Origin of the sequence: Streptomyces sp. NPDC090032, from assembly GCF_044748025.1 — a bacterium.
In the GTDB taxonomy this organism is placed as follows: Bacteria; Actinomycetota; Actinomycetes; order Streptomycetales; family Streptomycetaceae; genus Streptomyces.
Genome location: NZ_JBIVFF010000010.1, coordinates 292,972 through 309,866 on the forward strand (window position 1 = coordinate 292,972; position 16,895 = coordinate 309,866).

A 16,895-nucleotide genomic window follows, 5' to 3' on the forward strand; every position below is an offset into this window, starting at 1 on the left:
GCCACCACTGACAACGGACGATCTTTATCGTGATCGGCCCCTTCCGGAGGTCAGGGGCCCAGGATTCGCACGGCTCCCGGCACGCACTCGGCGGTCATGGGCAGCGCTCCGAGCGGTTCCCCGTCGGCGTATCCGGTGATCTTTTCCGCGGCCAGTTCGATCTTCTTCGCGCGGTGGACGGTGACCTTGGGGTGGCCGAGGTGGGTCCCCTTGTAGACGCGCGGGAAGACCTTGAGCAGCGTCGCCCGCGAGCAGTCTCCGACGACCGTGATGTCGAAGAGCCCGTCGGTCATGTCGGCGTCGGCACAGATCTTCATGCCACCGCCGTACGACGTCCCGTTCCCCACGGCGACGAGCGTGGCCTCGACCTCCAGCGGAGGTCCGTCGTCCAGGGTGATGCGGTACGGGATCGGCTTGAACGCGGCGAGCTCGGCGACGATCGCGAGGTCGTACTTGAAGCGTCCGTTCGGCCAGCGCATCCGGTTGCCCCGGTCATTGACCCGGGAGTCGAAACCCGAGGCCAGGACGGTGCCGAACCAGTGGCCGCCGGCCCGCCCCAGGTCGAGTTCGCGGATCTGCGCCCCCTTGAGCGCATCGGCGACGAGGGCGCCTGCGGCAGCCGGGTCCCGTACGGGCAGTCCGAGGGAGCGGGCGAAGTCGTTGCCGGTGCCGACGGCGATCACGCCGAGCGGGGTGCGGGTGCCCGCGACGGCCTGGAGCGCGAGGTTGGCCATGCCGTCACCGCCGACGGCTATGAGCGCTCCGGTGCCGTCGTGGACCGCGGCACGCGCGCGTGTGAGGGCGTCATCGGCGTCCTCCCCCACGACCGTACGTACGGAGAAGCCGGCCGCCCGCAACGCGGAAGCGGCCGGCTGCGCCGCGTGGGCGCCCCGGCCGCGTCCCGCGGTGGGATTGACGAAGAGGGTGATCTCGCTGGTCACGGGCGGACCTTACAAGATCGTGCCGCCCTGTCAGGTCACGTCGTCATAACCGTTGACCCGGTCATGGTCCGAACTGGCCTGCTCGGGCAGCGCACTGCCGGCCGAGACGGGCTCGGGCGTGAGGTCCAGGTCCGAGGCCTCGTCGTCGTCCAGGTCCTCGCGGTCCTTGGCCTTGCGGCGGTCGTTGAGCAGGGAGAAGCCGGCGGCCGCGAAGTACAGGACCCAGATCGGTCCGGCGAGCGCCAGCATGCTCAGCGGGTCGGTGCTGGGCGTGGCCACGGCCGCGAAGACCGTGATGCCCATGATCATGCCGCGCCACCAGCCGATCATCCGCTTGCCCGTGATCACCCCGGTGAGGTTGAGCATCACGAGGAGCAGCGGCAGCTCGAACGAGAGCCCGAAGACGATCACCATGCGCGTGATCAGGTCGAGCAGATCGTCCAGCGGCAGCTGGTTGTCGACACCGCCGGGCGAGAAGTCGAGCAACACCCTCGCCATCGTGGGGAGGGTCTTGTACGCGAAGAAGGCGCCGCACAGGAACAGGGGGAAGCCGGTCGCGACAAAGGCGGTCGCGTACTTCTTCTCGTGCTTGTGCAGGCCGGGCGCGACGAAGCCCCACAGCTGGTAGAGCCAGACCGGCGAGGCGAGCACGACACCCGCCATCAGCGAGATCTTCAGCGCGAGCGTGAAGGGCGTCAGCAGACCGTTGAGCACGATCCGCGCGCACGTCTCGTCGTGCTGTCCCTTGTTCGCCTGCTCGGCGAGCTCGGCGAAGCTCGACTTGCAGCCCACCGAGTCGAGCACCGGATTGGTGAAGAACTCGATGATGTCCTTGTAGAAGAAGGCGGCGACGATCGTGACGACGACGATGGCCAGCAGGGCCTTCGTGAGCCGGTTGCGTAGCTCACGCAGGTGTTCCGCGAGCGGCATCCGCCCCTCGGGATCCTTCTCCGTCTTGCGGGCAGACTTAGGCAACCCACGTCCTCATCTCGTGCGACAGGCCGCCTTCGCGGGGCGGCCCGGGATCAGCGCTGCGAAGTCTGGTCGGTCGGCTCGGTGACCGGGCGAGCGCCTGTCACATCGCCGGGAGCGGCCTTGATGGTGCGCTGAGCCGGGGGCTGCTCATCGTTCTTCGGCGGGTCCGTGGGCGCGGTCTGCTGACCGTCGGACTTCATCGCCTTGGCCTCGCTCTTGAGGATGCGGGCCGACTTGCCCAGCGAGCGCGCCATGTCGGGAAGCTTCTTCGCGCCGAACAGCAGGACGATGACGACGAGGATCAGAATGATCTCAGGGGCGCCGATCTTTCCGAACATAAGCGTTTACCTTCTCACCGAGGCGGCAGGGGCGGGGCTGCCGGTACAGGTCGGACTGGTGTCCGACCACCGTGCTGGCAGCGATCGTATCCCGTGGGGGTGAACAGGGGGCAATCCCTCTGCGTACTCCCAGTTGCGGGCCGCGCCTCGCTCTTCGGGCCGCGTCTGGCAGCGTACCCGCCCGCCCCTGCGACCGGACAGGGCACAGGGGTAAAGCGCTTACCATCCTGTCGCCCCCGTCACATTCGGCGGGTCGTGCGATTAAAGGAGTTCGCGGCTCGTGCGGGCCGTGGCGGTCGCCGCCCGCTCCAGGTCCTCCGCCGCACGGTTGATCCGCTGCGTGGTGTCGGCGACTTGGCGCCCGAGGCGCTGCGCCTCGACAAAGACCTTGACCGCGAGTACGCCGAGCACGGCAAGCCCCACGAACCCCACAGCAATCGCCAGCATCGCCCAGAACATGCGCCGAGCCTAGACGGTCTGGTGGAGGCGGAGCGTGTTCACCCCTCCACCGGTGAGGAGTTCGATGATGCGCTCCCCGGCCGGCTTGCGCACGGCGGAGCCGCACTCGGGGCAGGTGAACGAGTAGAACGTGGTGCGGCGGGTGGCGCCGATCGCCAGGCGCAGGGCCTGCGCGGAGAGTTCGAAGCGTGCACGGCAGTCGGGGCAGGCGGCCTTGAACAGCACCGGACCCACCACTGCGGACAATCCACCCATTTCGACCATCCCAGACTCTTCAGAGACTCTTCTGAACTTCCCGAACTTCTGGCACCCCCGGGCCGCACCGCGGTCAACGGCACGCCCACCTTTCTCACCGGGCCATGCGCGTGAGGGTCATCACCCACCCGCCCGCGGCCAACGGCCCTACCCCTGCCCGTCGTACGCGGCCAGCGCCTCCCCCGCGGCCTGCCGCGCACTCTCGGCGAGCCCGAGCGGCGAGACGATGCGCCCGTCGCGGCCGAGCCGGAGCGCCAGCCGGCGCAGCGACGACGGGTCCGGCGTGCGCAGCGTGATCCGCAGGCCGCCGTCCGCCAACTCCTCGGCGCTGTCGTGCGGGTAGTACTCGGCGACCCAGCGTCCGCCAGGACCGACCTCGACCACGACCTCGGGGTCCTCGGCCGCGGGCTGCACGAGCCCTTCGGACAGGTCCCGCAGTTCGATCTCCGGCGGCGCGGACGGCTCGTCCAGGATCCGGATCTCGGCGACCCGGTCGAGCCGGAAGGTACGGCGCGCCTCGGAGCGCCGGCACCAGGCCTCCACGTAGGTGTGGCCGACGCTCACCAGGCGGATCGGGTCGATCTCGCGCTCGGTGAGTTCGTCGCGGGCCGGAGAGTAGTAGCGGATCCACAGCCGGCGCCGCTCCGAGATGGCCCGGTCGACGTCGGCGAAGACGCCGCCCTCGGACTCGAAGGTCACCGAGAGCCGGGCGCTCGCGCCGGCCGCCTCTCCGGCCGCGGCCTCCAGCTTCGCGGTGGCCCGAAGGAGCGCGAGCCGGTCGCTCTCCCTCAGTCCGGGCAGTGTGGACACGGCGCGGGCGGCGACGAGCAGCGCCGTCGCCTCGTCGGCGGCGAGCCGCAGGGGCGCGGCGACGTCGTCCGGGTTGTGCCACCAGATGCGGTCGCCGTCCGTGTCGATGTCGAGGAGGTCGCCCCCGCGGAAGCTCGTCCCGCACAGCGGCAGGATGTCGAGGTCCGAGATCAGCTCGTCCTCGGTGATCCCGAAGGCGCGGGCGACATCCTCCACGCGCGCTCCGGGGCGCTCCCGCAGATACGTCACGAGGGACAGCATCCGCCGGGTCTGGTCGATGGCGTTCGTGGCCATTGGTCCTCGTTCCCCTCAGCCCTTGGCCACGGCGCGCAGCCGGTCGACGACCTCGGCCCGCAGCTCGGCGGGTTCGAGGACGACCACGTCGGGCCCGAACTCGACCAGCCAGGCGTCGAGCCCGTGCCCGTACGGAATCTCCAGCTCGTCCCAGCCGTCGCCGAGATCGCGTACGGCCGATGCCTTGGCGCGCAGCGGATAGCCGGAACCGGAGCGCAGCCTGATGAGGGCCGTGCGGTCGGCGGTCTCGCCGGCCCAGCTCGCGACGGTCTCGCGAACGGTCACGACGTCGGGCACCTCTGCGGTGAAGCGGGCCGCGCGGGAGCGGACCTTGCCGGTGATGCGGGAGAGCCGGAAGACGCGCTCGGCGCCGCGGTCGCGGTCCCAGCCGGCGAGATACCAGTGGCCGCGCCAGCACTCGAGCGCCCACGGCTCGACGTGCCGCTGCTCGGGCCGCGCGGCGGTGGCCTTGCGGTAGTCGAAGACGACGGGCCGGCGGTCGCGGCAGGCCAGCATCAGCGGCTCGAACGACGCCTCGTGCGCCGGGATGCGGGGTTCGAGGGCGGAGTGCGCCTCGTACGGGTCGACGTCCTCGGGAAGGCCCGCGGCCCGCAGCTTCTGCAGGGCCCCGCTGGCAGCACCGGCCAGGCGGGCCTGCTGCCAGACCTTCGCGGCCAGGCCGAGCGCGGCGGCCTCCTCGGCGTCGAGCGTGACGGGGGGCAGCCGGTTGCTGTCACGGCGGGCGAGGTAGCCGACCTCCCCGTCGAGGTTCTCCACGGTCGCGATGACCAGACCGAGCTCGCGCAGGTCGTCCTTGTCCCGCTCGAACATCCGGTTGAAGCTGTCGTCGGAACCGGCTTCCAGGTAGGCCTCGATGGAACCGCGCAGCTCACGCTTGCTGAGCGGGCGCCTGGTCCCCAGCAGACACAGCGCCAGATTCATCAGCCGCTCGGCCTTGGCAATGGCCATCGACGCCCTACGTCCTCTCTTCGAGAGCCCCCGGGCTCTCCCCCATCCGAACGTCGACCGTACCGCTCCGGGGTGTCGTGGCAAAAGCCGAGGCCAAGGGGTGCATCCCAAAGGGATCCGGTGGGGAGTGGCGGAGGGAGACCGAAGGGCCCATGCCAGGAGGCATGGGCCCTTCGGTCGACCGCTTGCGGTCGCAGCCTGATCAGACGGCGACCGCGTCGCTGACGATCAGACCGCGACCAGGTCGCAGACGAAGATCAGCGTCTCGCCGGGGGCGATCACGCCGCCGCCCGCGCCACGGTCGCCGTAGGCGAGGTGGGCGGGGATGGTCAGCCGGCGGCGGCCGCCGACCTTCATGCCCTGGATACCCGTGTCCCAGCCGGTGATGACCTGGCCGGCGCCGAGCTGGAACTCCAGCGGGTTGCCGCGGTTCCAGGAGGCGTCGAACTCTTCACCGGTGGAGAAGGCCACGCCCACGTAGTGGACCTTGACGTAGTCGCCGGCCTTGGCGACGGCGCCGTCACCCTCCCAGATCTCCTTGATCTCCAGGTCCGCCGGCGGCTGACCCTCGGGGAAGTCGATCTCGGGCTTCTCGATGCTCACGTCTCTTGCTCCTGCTGCTAAACGGTTGGGCAACCCGGACAGTCTTGCATCCCGCAGGGGTCAGGACGTGGCCAGGATGTCGACGACGAACACGAGCGTCGAGTTGGCCGGGAGCGTGTCGCCCTTGGCCTCCTTGCCGTACGCCTGGTCGGCGGGGATCACCAGGAGGACGCGGTCACCCACGTGCTTGCCGACGAGGCCCTTGTCCCAGCCCGGGATGACCTGGCCCTGGCCGATCACCGTGGTGAAGGGCTGGCCGGTGTTCCACGAGGAGTCGAAGAGCGTCGCCTTCGGCTTGCCCTCGTTGATCTTCCAGGCGGCACCGCTGTACTGCATGGTGACCGTCTTGCCGCTCTTGACCTCGGCGCCCTTGCCCTGGATCAGGACCTGGTCGACCAGCTTCTTCGGCGGGTCGTTCTTCGGCACGGAGATCGCCGCGGGCTCCGGCTTGTCAGCCTTGATCTGCGGCAGGTCCGACGGGATGGACGCCTGCGTGCCCGTCACCATCTTCGGAGTGACCTTGCCGACGTCGATCGCGAACACGAGCGTGTCGGTGCCGGTGACACCGGCCTGCTGGTTGCCCTGGCTGCCGAAGCCGGCGGCGGGCGGTGCGACGACGAGGACGCGGCTGCCCTCCTTCTGGCCGACCAGGGCGTCCGCGAACGCCGGGATGACGGACTTGGAACCCGCGGTGATCAGCTGCGGGGTGCCGCCCGACTGGTAGGAGCTGCCGAGGTCCTTGCCGCTCTTCCAGACCTTGCCGGTGAAGTTCATCGACACCAGGTCGTCCTTCTTGACCACCGCGCCGTCACCCTGCGACAGCGTGTGCACGACGAACTTGCCGCTCGGCTCCGCCTTCGGCACGGTGATCTGGGCCTGCTTGCCGTAGGCGCCGCTGATCTCCGGCATGGGCGACGCCGAGTCGACGGGCTTGGGCGCGGCCGCCTCGGCCTTGGGCGAGGGGGACGCCGAATCCGACTTGTCCGTGTCGCTCTTCTTGTTGTCATCACCCCCGCACGCCGTCGCGGTCAGCGCCAGAGCCGGGACGATGAGCAGAGCAGCAAGTCGGCGTCGCACAGTGATCCTCAGGTTGCGGGTTACGTGAGTACGGTCCAGCCACTGTAGGCCCTCACGTCCCTTACCCGAGGTACCGCACGCACACCGAAGGCCCCGTACACGGATCATGTACGGGGCCTTTGGTCGACGGTGAGCCGGTCGTCCTACATTCCGGCGATCAGCTTCTCCACCCGGTCGTCCACGGACCGGAAGGGGTCCTTGCACAGCACAGTGCGCTGCGCCTGGTCGTTCAGCTTCAGGTGCACCCAGTCGACCGTGAAGTCACGGCGCTGTTCCTGTGCCCTGCGGATGAAGTCACCCCGCAGCCTCGCACGCGTGGTCTGCGGCGGCACCGACTTGCCCTCGAAGATCTTGAGGTCGTTGCAGATGCGGGCCGCCTGTCCCTTCCTCTCCAGAAGGTAGTAGAGGCCCCTGCGGCGGTGGATGTCGTGATACGCGAGGTCTATCTGCGCGACCCGCGGATGCGACATGGTCATGTTGTGCTTGGCCCGGTACCGCTCGATGAGCTGGTACTTCATCACCCAGTCGATCTCGGTGCCGATCCGGTCGAGGTCCTCTGCCTCGATCGAGTCGAGAACCCGGCCCCACAGTTCGAGGACCTGCTCGACGGTGCCGGTGCGGATCCCGCGGCGCTCGCAGAAGTCCACGGCCTTCTCGTAGTACTCGCGCTGCACCTCGAGGGCGGATGCCTCGCGGCCGCTGGCCAGACGCACCTTGCGCCGGCCGGTGATGTCGTGGCTGACCTCGCGGATGGCCCGGATCGGGTTCTCCAGGGTGAGGTCACGCATGACCGTGCCCGCCTCGATCATGCGGAGCACCAGGTCGGTGGCGCCCACCTTGAGGAGCATCGTCGTCTCGGACATGTTCGAGTCGCCGACGATGACGTGCAGGCGCCGGTAGCGCTCGGCGTCCGCGTGCGGTTCGTCGCGGGTGTTGATGATGGGGCGGGAACGCGTGGTCGCGGAGGACACGCCCTCCCAGATGTGCTCGGCACGCTGGCTCACGCAGTACACGGCACCGCGCGGAGTCTGCAGCACCTTGCCCGCGCCACACAGCAGTTGCCGTGTGACCAGGAACGGAATGAGGATGTCCGCGAGTCGCGAGAACTCCCCGTGACGGGCCACCAGATAGTTCTCGTGGCAGCCGTAGGAGTTTCCCGCCGAGTCGGTGTTGTTCTTGAAGAGATAGACGTCGCCCGCGATTCCCTCCTCGTGCAGGCGGCGTTCGGCGTCGACGAGCAGGCCTTCCAGAATGCGCTCGCCCGCTTTGTCGTGCGTGACCAACTCGGTCACGTTGTCACATTCGGGAGTTGCGTATTCCGGATGTGACCCGACATCGAGATAGAGGCGGGCGCCGTTCCGCAGAAAGACATTGCTGCTGCGGCCCCATGACACGACACGGCGGAAGAGGTACCGCGCCACCTCGTCAGGAGACAGGCGGCGCTGTCCCCTAAACGTACATGTGACGCCGTACTCGTTCTCCAGCCCGAAAATGCGGCGGTCCATGAGTGAACATTACGCCTGATGCCCTGTACTGAAACCGGGTTCGACAGCACCGTTTCGATCATTTTCCGATGAGCCCGCGACACGCCCGGCGCCACGGGGAGCTGCGAGGACCCTTCCGGTGGCGAGGAGCACGAGCAGCGCGGCCACCCCGGCCACACCAGGAACAGCGAAGCCCCACACCGTGCCGCCCCACTCGACCACCGGTCCGGCCACGGCGGTACCGACCGACGTACCCACCGTGAACGTCGTCACGAGCCACGAGAACGCCTCCGTCACCGTGCCCCGCGGAGCATGCCGGTCCACGATGATGAACGCGCACGCGATCGCCGGGGCCAGGAACACCCCCGCGAGCGCCGTCAGCGCCGTCATCGCCACCACACCCGGCATCAGCACCAGCGGCAGGTAGAAGACGGCCAGCAGGGCCACCAGCCACCGCAGCCGCCGCTCGGGAACGCCGGCCCACTGCCGCGCCCCGTACACGGAGCCACCGGCCAGCGCGCCGAGCCCCAGCGCCGCCATCAGCCAGCCGTACGTCACGTCGCCGCCGTGCCCGTCCGCGTACGAGACGCCCGCCACCGTGATCGAGCCCAGCGCCGTCCCGATGAACAGGAAAGCCCCGAGGAGCGCGAGGAGCCCCGGCGAGCGCAGGGCGCCCAGCCAGTGCGCCTCACGCGGCGCCGAGCGCCACGCGCGCGACGGCTTCGACACCACCACCGACAACGCGCCGAGCACACCGACGACGTTCAGAACGACGAGCGCGGCCTGCGCCGACCACAAGGACACGCACACAGTGACGAGCAGTGGCCCGACGGTGAACATGACTTCCTGCGCCACGGCGTCCATCGCGTACGCGGTGTGCACCTGGTCCTCGCGCGGCAGCACATTCGGCCACAGCGCGCGCAGTCCGCCCTCCAGCGGCGGAGTGAACAGTCCGGCCGCGCCCACCGCCACGTACGCGAGCGCCGGTGACCCGGTCCCGGCGAAGGCGAAGACGGTCATGGCGAGTGCCGACGCCAGCGCCGCCGGGAGCTGCACCCTCGGCTGTCCCCGCAGGTCCACGAGCCGGCCGAGCAGCGGCTGCCCCACCGCGTTGGCGACGCCGTACACCGCGGCGAGCGCCCCGGCCAGGCTGTACGTGCCGCCCTCCGCGCGGACGAACAGCACGATCGCGATGGCGGCCGTCGCGTTCGGCAGCCGCCCCACCAGCGTGCCCACCAGCAGCCGCGTCGCGTGCCGCGCCTTGAGGATCTCCGCATATCCCGCGGCCATCGCCCGCCCTCTCGCCGCCCCGAGGCGCCTAGGTTTTACGTATAACTTCGAGGGTCATACGTACCATGTCCGCAGACCACGGGTCCACCCGAAAACCCGCCGCACACCCCACGGAGGCACGAGTGACGACCGGGTCACACGACACGACCCCCGCGCGCCCCACCAGCCGCGACGTCGCCCGCGCCGCCGGAGTCTCCCAGGCCGCCGTCTCCCTCGTACTCGGCGACAAATGGCGCGGCCGCGTCGCCGAGACCACCGCCGAACGCGTCCGCGCCGCCGCCCGCGACCTCGGCTACCGTCCCAACCTCGCCGCCCGCAACCTGCGCCTCGGCCGCACCCGCACCGCCCTCCTCGTGGTCCCCGCCCTCACCAACGAGTTCTTCGCCGGCGTCTACACCGGCGCCGCTCGCATCGCCGCGGAACACGGCTTCGGCGTCGTGCTCTACCCCTCCCCCGAAGGCATCGGCCCCGCCCGCGACCCCTTCGACTCCGCACGCGCGGCCCTCGACGGCGTACTCGCCTCCTCCATGGCCTCCGACGCCGTCACCGCCATCCGCGGCGACGGACTCCCCCTCGTCATGCTCGACAGCGACCCCGACGACACCGCGGCCACCGGCGCGGCCACCGTCAACCTCGACATCGCCGACGGAATGCGCCAGGTGACAGACCATCTGCTCGCCCTCGGCCACCGCCGATTCCTGCACCTCGCCTCCGCCGTGCCCTCCTGGACCTTCGACGTACGCGCCCGAGAACTCGCCGAACGCACGGCCCGCGTCCCCGAAACCCACGTGAGCACCGTCCGCTCACCCCTCACGGTCGAAGCAGCCCGCACCGCCGCACAGGCCGCGCTGACCGCCCCCGGCCCCCGCCCCACCGCCATCGTCTGCGACGACGACAAACTCGCCACCGGCGCGTACAAGGCCGCCCGCAGGCTGGGCCTCCACATCCCCGACGACCTCTCCGTCACCGGCTTCGACGACCTCTCCCTCGCCACCGCCGTCGAACCCGAACTCACCACAGTCCGGCTCCCCGCGGAGCTCTTCGGCGAGCGCGGCATGGCCGCACTCCTCGCCGTCCTGGACGGCCGAACTCCGGAAACCACCGCACTCCCCGTCGAGTTGGTCGTCCGCGGCTCCACCGCCGCCCCCACGGCCTGACACAACGAACGGCGCCCCAACCGCTTCCACGGTCGGGGCGCCGGACACCTCAGCAGGAAACCCTGCTCACTCCTCGTCGTCGGACTCCGCGTCACTACTCTCCACCGGCTCCGCGGACGTCCCCGCACCAGCCTCGAGCAGCCGCGACAACTGCGGCCCCACAATGCGCTTGAACTTCCGCTGCTGCGGACGCGTGCGATCGAGAACCGCCACCTCGAGCCGCTCCGCGGGGATCTCCCGCTCACTGCCGTTGGTATCCCGCGACAACGCCTGCACCGCCAGCTTCAACGCCTCCGCGAGAGTCATCCCGTCCCGGTGACGCTGATCCAGATACGTACTGATCTGCTCCGCGTTACCCCCGACCGCGACCGAGCCGTGCTCGTCGACGATCGAACCGTCGTGCGGAAGCCGGTAGATCTGGTCACCATCGGCGGTCACACCGACCTCGGCGACCACCAACTCCACCTCGTACGGCTTCTCGGCCGCGCTCGAGAAGATCGTGCCCAGCGTCTGCGCATACACATTCGCCAGGCCACGCGCCGTCACATCATCACGGTCGTAGGTGTAACCCCGCAGATCGGCGTAGCGCACACCACCGATCCGCAGGTTCTCGTACTCGTTGTACTTACCGGCGGCCGCGAAACCGATCCGGTCATAGATCTCGCTGAACTTGTGCAGCGCACGGGACGGGTTCTCGCCGACGAACACGATGCCATCGGCGTACTGCAGCACAACCAGGCTGCGACCGCGGGCGATGCCCTTACGGGCGTACTCCGCCCGGTCGGCCATGGCCTGCTGGGGTGAGACATAGAACGGCGTCGACACCGGCTGACCGTCCCTTTCTGTCAGTGACTCAGTGACTCAAGTCTGCGGCGAATACGGACCAGTCAGAGAAGCGCGGCCCGCGGGCCGTCGGGCTGCTCCAGCCGGCGCTCCAGGATGGAACGGGCGATCTCCGAACCCTCCTCATCGGTGAGCCTGCGGAAGCCGTCGTCCGTGATCACCGTGACGATCGGATAGATCCGGCGCGCCACATCGGGACCACCGGTCGCCGAGTCGTCGTCCGCCGCGTCGTAGAGCGCCTGCACGACCAGCGTCGTCGCCTCCGACTCCGTCAGATCGTCGCGGTAGAGCTTCTTCATCGCCCCACGCGCGAAGATCGAACCGGAACCGGTCGACGCGTACCCGTGCTCCTCGCTCCGCCCGCCCGTGACGTCGTACGAGAAGATGCGGCCCTTGCCGCGGTCCACGTCGTACCCCGCGAACAGCGGCACCACGGCCAGGCCCTGCATGGCCATGCCCAGGTTCGACCGGATCATGGTCGAGAGCCGGTTCGCCTTGCCCTCCAGCGACAGCTGGGCGCCTTCCACCTTCTCGAAGTGCTCCAGCTCCAGCTGGAAGAGCTTCACCATCTCCACGGCCAGACCGGCCGTACCGGCGATGCCCACCGCCGAATACTCGTCAGCCGGGAAGACCTTCTCGATGTCGCGCTGAGCGATCATGTTGCCCATGGTGGCCCGGCGGTCACCGGCGAGGATCACACCGCCGGGGAACGTGACGGACACGATCGTCGTGCCGTGCGGCGCCTCGATCGCGCCCTTCACGGCCGGAAGTTGGCGGTTCCCGGGCAGGATCTCGGGCTGATGCTCGGACAGAAAGTCCACGAAGGACGACGATCCAGGCGTCAGGAAGGCAGCTGGTAGACGCCCGGTGCTACGAGAGTTGGCTTCCACGCGATTCCTTCCACGTAGTCGGCGGCCCGCCTTATGACGTCGGGCCGATCCTTCAACTGCCCCAGGGCTGCGTTGCAGCTGAAGCACAGTACGCCACGGACCTTACCCGTCTCGTGGCAGTGATCCACATGCTCAGCCGGACCATCCGAACAGATACAGCAGATACAGCAGATCCCCATTTGAGAGGCGATCATCTCGTCACGTTCGGCTTCGGTCCTGCCGTATTCACGCTTCAGGCAGCGGGCACGCCCTTTCGCAGCTCAGCAGGGCTCACAGCTCGTCGACAGGCCATCTGAGGCAGACCCGTTGCGATGCCACTCGCTCCACGGCCTGACCTACGTCCGACCTGCGGTCCGGCTTACCGCGATCCTGCTGACGACGCCGATACGCCGCCGCCGTGCATTCGCGACAGCTGGTCCGGAGACCACCGAGACCCGACCTGTTGCACGCGAATGCACTGGCGGGAAGGTCTCACTGGCATGCCGAGCAGGCTTTCTCGACACCCATTCCCGACATTTTGCGGCTACTCTCCGCCTTTTTGAACAAATGACCGAACGAAGTCCTCGGCGTTCTCCTCCAAGACGTCGTCGATCTCGTCCAGCACGGAGTCCACGTCGTCGCTCAGCTTCTCCTGGCGTTCCTTGAGGTCCTCGGAAGCCTGCGCGTCCTGCGCCTGCTCCTCGACCTCCTCGGTGGAACGCGTCGCCTTCTGCTGTCCGCCGCCGGTGTCCTTGGTCGCCATCTACCTCACCCCGCTCGGTTCGACGTTCTTGATCAGACCCTACAAGCCGGGTCCGACATCGGCCCCGCAGTTCGTCCAACGTGCGAGGCCCACCTCTGTGATTCCCCTGCCGCCGGCTTTTCAGCCTCCGGACAGCACCCGGACCAGATCTTCGGCCGTGCGGCACCGGTCGAGCAGCTCCTTCACGTGATTACGCGTTCCGCGAAGGGGTTCGAGGGTTGGGACGCGCTGCAGAGAGTCACGACCGGGCAGGTCGAAGATCACCGAGTCCCAGGAGGCCGCAGCGACGTCGTCCGCGTACTGCTCCAGGCAGCGCCCGCGGAAATAGGCCCTGGTGTCCTCCGGCGGCTTCGTACGGGCCCTCTCGACCTCCGACTCGTCCAGGAGCCGCTTCATCCGGCCGCGGGCCACGAGACGGTTGTACAGGCCCTTCTCGGCCCTGACGTCGGCGTACTGGAGGTCGACGAGGTGGAGGCGCGCGGCGTCCCAGTCGAGGTTGTCGCGGCGGCGGTAGCCCTCCATGAGCTGCCGCTTGGCGACCCAGTCGAGCTCTCCGGCCAGGCTCATCGGGTCGCTCTCCAGGCGGCCGAGTACGTCCTCCCAGCGGGTCAGGACGTCCTTGGTCTGTTCGTCGGCATCCGCTCCGTAGCGTTCCTCGACGTACTTCCTGGCCAGCTCGAAGTACTCCATCTGGAGTTGCACCGCGGTGAGCGTGCGGCCGCTACGGAGTGTGATCAAGTGTTGCAGGCTGGGGTCGTGGGAGACCTGGTGGAGGGTGCGTACGGGTTGGTCGACGGCCAGGTCGACGGCGATGAAGCCGTCCTCGATCATGGAGAGGACCAGGGCTGTCGTGCCCAGTTTGAGATAGGTCGAGATCTCGGAGAGGTTCGCGTCGCCGATGATCACGTGCAGGCGGCGGTACTTCTCCGCGTCGGCGTGCGGCTCGTCCCTGGTGTTGATGATGGGCCGTTTGAGGGTGGTCTCCAGGCCGACCTCGACCTCGAAGTAGTCGGCGCGCTGGCTGAGCTGGAAGCCGTGTTCGTGGCCGTCCTGGCCGATGCCTACGCGGCCGGCGCCGGTGACGACCTGGCGGGAGACGAAGAAGGGCGTCAGGTGGCGCACGATGTCCGAGAAGGGGGTCTCCCGCTTCATCAGGTAGTTCTCGTGCGTGCCGTAGGAGGCGCCCTTGTTGTCGGTGTTGTTCTTGTAGAGGTGGATCGGCTGGGCGCCGGGGAGCTGGGCGGCTCGCTCGGCGGCCTCGGCCATGATGCGTTCGCCGGCCTTGTCCCACAGGACGGCGTCCCGGGGGTTGGTGACCTCGGGGGCGCTGTATTCAGGGTGTGCGTGGTCGACGTAGAGGCGGGCACCGTTGGTGAGGATGACGTTGGCCAGGCCGATGTCCTCGTCGGTGAGCTGGCTGGAGTCGGCGACCTCGCGGGCGAGGTCGAAGCCTCGTGCGTCCCGCAGCGGGTTCTCCTCCTCGAAGTCCCAGCGGGCGCGGCGCGCCCGGTGCATCGCCGCCGCGTAGGCGTTGACGATCTGGGATGAGGTGAGCATGGCATTGGCGTTGGGGTGGCCGGGGACGGAAATTCCGTACTCCGTCTCGATGCCCATTACTCGCCGTACGGTCATGCGGCCCTCCTTGCCCGGCGGCGCCCCCGTTCGGGGGCGGCGCTCAAGTACCGCTGGTTCTCCGGTGCGCGTGCGGTGCCCGTCCCCGCGCTGCGCGACTCGGCGGTACCGAAGAGCCTAGAACGCCTATGCGCTGGTGGGGAGATCATTACCGTCATTGCTGCTGCTGTGCTTGTGAGTCGGCCGCTGCCTGGAATCCGGGAAGGCGGCCGGAATTGTTGCCTGGAAAACAGTCGGCTGCGGGTACCCGGTAGAGGCACCCGCAGCCGCCCTGTCTTTTACAGGTACTGCCCGGTGTTGGCCACCGTGTCGATGGAGCGTCCGGTGTCCGCGCCCTGCTTTCCGGTGACGAGCGTACGGATGTAGACGATCCGTTCGCCCTTCTTGCCGGAGATGCGGGCCCAGTCGTCCGGGTTGGTGGTGTTCGGCAGGTCCTCGTTCTCCTTGAACTCGTCCACGCAAGCCTGGAGGAGGTGGGAGACCCTGAGGCCCTTCTGTTTGTGTTCGAGGAAGGCCTTGATGGCTGCCTTCTTGGCGCGTCCGACGATGTTCTCGATCATGGCGCCGGAGTTGAAGTCCTTGAAGTACAGGACTTCCTTGTCGCCGTTGGCGTAGGTGACCTCGAGGAAGCGGTTCTCCTCGCTTTCGGCGTACATCTGCTCCACGGCGGTCTGGATCATCCCGTGGACCGTACTGGCACGGTCGCCGCCGTGCTCGCCGAGGTCGTCGGAGTGCAGGGGGAGGCGGGCGGTCAGGTACTTGGCGAAGATGTCCTTGGCCGCTTCGGCGTCCGGGCGCTCGATCTTGATCTTCACGTCGAGTCGTCCGGGGCGCAGGATCGCGGGGTCGATCATGTCCTCGCGGTTGGAGGCGCCGATCACGACCACGTTCTCCAGGCCCTCGACGCCGTCGATCTCGGCGAGCAGCTGGGGGACGATGGTGTTCTCCACGTCCGAGCTGACGCCGGATCCGCGGGTGCGGAAGAGGGATTCCATCTCGTCGAAGAAGACGATGACGGGGGTGCCCTCGCTGGCCTTCTCACGTGCACGCTGGAAGACGAGGCGGATCTGCCGCTCGGTCTCGCCGACGTACTTGTTGAGCAGCTCAGGGCCCTTGATGTTGAGGAAGAAGCTCTTGCCCGTGGCCTGTCCGGTCACTTCCGCGACCTTCTTGGCAAGGGAGTTGGCCACTGCCTTGGCGATCAGGGTCTTGCCGCAGCCAGGAGGTCCGTAGAGCAGGACGCCCTTGGGCGGCCGCAGCTCGTGCTCCTTGAACAGGTCCGGGTAGAGGTAGGGGAGCTCGACCGCGTCGCGGATCAGCTCGATCTGGTTGCCCAGGCCGCCGATCTGCTCGTAGCCGATGTCCGGGACCTCTTCGAGGACGAGTTCTTCGACTTCGCTCTTGGGTACGACTTCGTAGACGTAGCCGGATCGGGGTTCGAGCAGGAGGGCGTCGCCGGGGCGGATGGTGATGTCGAGGAGTGGTTCGGCGAGCCGGACCACGCGTTCTTCATCGGTGTGCCCGACCACCAGGGCGCGCTCGCCGTCCTCGAGGATCTCCTTGAGGGTGACGATGTCGCCGACGCTCTCGTACTCCATGGCCTCGACCACGTTGAGTGCTTCGTTGAGCATCAGTTCCTGGCCGCGCCTGAGCTCTTCGAGCTCCACGCTGGGGCTCACGTTCACCCGGAGCTTGCGGCCGCCGGTGAAGATGTCGGCGGTACCGTCCTCGTTCGCCATGAGGAAGACTCCGAAGCCGGCCGGCGGCTGTGCGAGCCGGTCGACTTCCTCCTTGAGGGCCACGATCTGGTCGCGGGCCTCCCTGAGCGTGTTGGCGAGCCGCTCGTTCTGTGCGGACACGCCGGCCAGGTTGGTCTGCAGCTCGACGATCCGCTCTTCGAGAATCCTCGTATGCCGCGGAGAGTCGGCGAGCTTGCGTCGCAGGACGGCGATCTCCTGCTCAAGATAGGCAATCTGACCGGCGGGGTCATCGGACCCTCTTCCCGGGCGGATGCCGCGGTTCATGTCGTCGTCGTGGGCTGCCACGGTCCTCACCTCCTCCAAGGGGAGCTGGACGCTTCCAGACCCTACCTGGGTGGGTGTCGATTGAAACCCCTAGATCACAAAGACGAAGGGG

General features: G+C 68.3%; 18 protein-coding genes. 1 reads left to right on the forward strand and 17 read right to left on the reverse strand.

All coding sequences use genetic code 11. The features are described 5' to 3' along the window. Nucleotides 1-50: 50 nt before the first annotated feature. The 11 genes from ACIPWY_RS25815 to ACIPWY_RS25865 all read right to left on the reverse strand — a co-directional run bounded on the left by ACIPWY_RS25815 (nucleotide 51) and on the right by ACIPWY_RS25865 (nucleotide 9,495). Entirely contained in the window at nucleotides 51-941 is an 891-nt protein-coding gene (locus ACIPWY_RS25815; protein ID WP_401535174.1) for a diacylglycerol kinase, read from the reverse strand. A gap of 30 nt (nucleotides 942-971) precedes the next feature. After that, nucleotides 972-1,916 carry a twin-arginine translocase subunit TatC gene (tatC, locus tag ACIPWY_RS25820; RefSeq protein WP_362905863.1) on the reverse strand — a complete coding sequence of 315 codons (945 nt, stop codon included), beginning with the start codon at nucleotides 1,914-1,916 and terminating at the stop codon, nucleotides 972-974. A gap of 50 nt (nucleotides 1,917-1,966) precedes the next feature. Further along, complete coding sequence (gene tatA, locus ACIPWY_RS25825; RefSeq protein ID WP_362905861.1) at nucleotides 1,967-2,254, reverse strand: Sec-independent protein translocase subunit TatA; 288 nt, start codon at nucleotides 2,252-2,254, stop codon at nucleotides 1,967-1,969. A gap of 261 nt (nucleotides 2,255-2,515) precedes the next feature. Next, a complete protein-coding gene (locus ACIPWY_RS25830; protein WP_393703930.1) occupies nucleotides 2,516-2,713 on the reverse strand; it encodes a hypothetical protein in 198 nt (65 codons plus the stop codon). A gap of 9 nt (nucleotides 2,714-2,722) precedes the next feature. Next, complete coding sequence (locus ACIPWY_RS25835) at nucleotides 2,723-2,968, reverse strand: hypothetical protein (RefSeq protein WP_393703928.1); 246 nt, start codon at nucleotides 2,966-2,968, stop codon at nucleotides 2,723-2,725. 147 nt (nucleotides 2,969-3,115) lie between these two features. Beyond that, the gene (locus tag ACIPWY_RS25840; protein ID WP_227293754.1) at nucleotides 3,116-4,072 is read right to left on the reverse strand and encodes a YafY family protein; all 957 of its coding nucleotides are present in this window, start codon (nucleotides 4,070-4,072) and stop codon (nucleotides 3,116-3,118) included. Nucleotides 4,073-4,087: 15 nt separating this feature from the next. Then, nucleotides 4,088-5,041 carry a WYL domain-containing protein gene (locus ACIPWY_RS25845; RefSeq protein ID WP_362905855.1) on the reverse strand — a complete coding sequence of 318 codons (954 nt, stop codon included), beginning with the start codon at nucleotides 5,039-5,041 and terminating at the stop codon, nucleotides 4,088-4,090. 228 nt (nucleotides 5,042-5,269) lie between these two features. Further along, complete coding sequence (locus ACIPWY_RS25850; RefSeq protein WP_362905853.1) at nucleotides 5,270-5,644, reverse strand: FKBP-type peptidyl-prolyl cis-trans isomerase; 375 nt, start codon at nucleotides 5,642-5,644, stop codon at nucleotides 5,270-5,272. 60 nt (nucleotides 5,645-5,704) lie between these two features. Next, entirely contained in the window at nucleotides 5,705-6,721 is a 1,017-nt protein-coding gene (locus tag ACIPWY_RS25855; RefSeq protein WP_393703925.1) for an FKBP-type peptidyl-prolyl cis-trans isomerase, read from the reverse strand. Between the two features lie 143 nt (nucleotides 6,722-6,864). After that, nucleotides 6,865-8,226, reverse strand: a complete 1,362-nt coding sequence (gene pafA / locus ACIPWY_RS25860) for a Pup--protein ligase (RefSeq protein ID WP_019066118.1) — start codon at nucleotides 8,224-8,226, stop codon at nucleotides 6,865-6,867. A 9-nt stretch (nucleotides 8,227-8,235) separates the two neighbouring features. Further along, nucleotides 8,236-9,495, reverse strand: a complete 1,260-nt coding sequence (locus ACIPWY_RS25865) for an MFS transporter (RefSeq protein ID WP_362905850.1) — start codon at nucleotides 9,493-9,495, stop codon at nucleotides 8,236-8,238. Between the two features lie 65 nt (nucleotides 9,496-9,560). Between ACIPWY_RS25865 and ACIPWY_RS25870 the strand changes: the two genes are divergently transcribed. Next, nucleotides 9,561-10,652, forward strand: a complete 1,092-nt coding sequence (locus tag ACIPWY_RS25870; RefSeq protein WP_362905848.1) for a LacI family DNA-binding transcriptional regulator — start codon at nucleotides 9,561-9,563, stop codon at nucleotides 10,650-10,652. Between the two features lie 66 nt (nucleotides 10,653-10,718). Here ACIPWY_RS25870 and prcA read toward each other — a convergent pair whose 3' ends face one another. The 6 genes from prcA to arc all read right to left on the reverse strand — a co-directional run bounded on the left by prcA (nucleotide 10,719) and on the right by arc (nucleotide 16,804). Further along, the gene (gene prcA, locus ACIPWY_RS25875; protein WP_362905846.1) at nucleotides 10,719-11,477 is read right to left on the reverse strand and encodes a proteasome subunit alpha; all 759 of its coding nucleotides are present in this window, start codon (nucleotides 11,475-11,477) and stop codon (nucleotides 10,719-10,721) included. Nucleotides 11,478-11,539: 62 nt separating this feature from the next. Next, nucleotides 11,540-12,385: a proteasome subunit beta gene (prcB, locus tag ACIPWY_RS25880; RefSeq protein ID WP_362905844.1), complete on the reverse strand. Its 846-nt coding sequence runs from the start codon at nucleotides 12,383-12,385 to the stop codon at nucleotides 11,540-11,542. Further along, the gene (locus ACIPWY_RS25885; protein WP_401535186.1) at nucleotides 12,337-12,579 is read right to left on the reverse strand and encodes an endonuclease VII domain-containing protein; all 243 of its coding nucleotides are present in this window, start codon (nucleotides 12,577-12,579) and stop codon (nucleotides 12,337-12,339) included. Before ACIPWY_RS25885 ends, prcB begins: the two co-directional genes overlap by 49 nt. A 329-nt stretch (nucleotides 12,580-12,908) precedes the next feature. After that, entirely contained in the window at nucleotides 12,909-13,127 is a 219-nt protein-coding gene (locus tag ACIPWY_RS25890) for a ubiquitin-like protein Pup (protein WP_011027899.1), read from the reverse strand. A gap of 120 nt (nucleotides 13,128-13,247) precedes the next feature. Then, a complete protein-coding gene (dop, locus tag ACIPWY_RS25895) occupies nucleotides 13,248-14,759 on the reverse strand; it encodes a depupylase/deamidase Dop (RefSeq protein WP_362905842.1) in 1,512 nt (503 codons plus the stop codon). A gap of 278 nt (nucleotides 14,760-15,037) precedes the next feature. Further along, nucleotides 15,038-16,804, reverse strand: a complete 1,767-nt coding sequence (arc, locus tag ACIPWY_RS25900) for a proteasome ATPase (RefSeq protein WP_362905840.1) — start codon at nucleotides 16,802-16,804, stop codon at nucleotides 15,038-15,040. Nucleotides 16,805-16,895 lie beyond the last annotated feature (91 nt).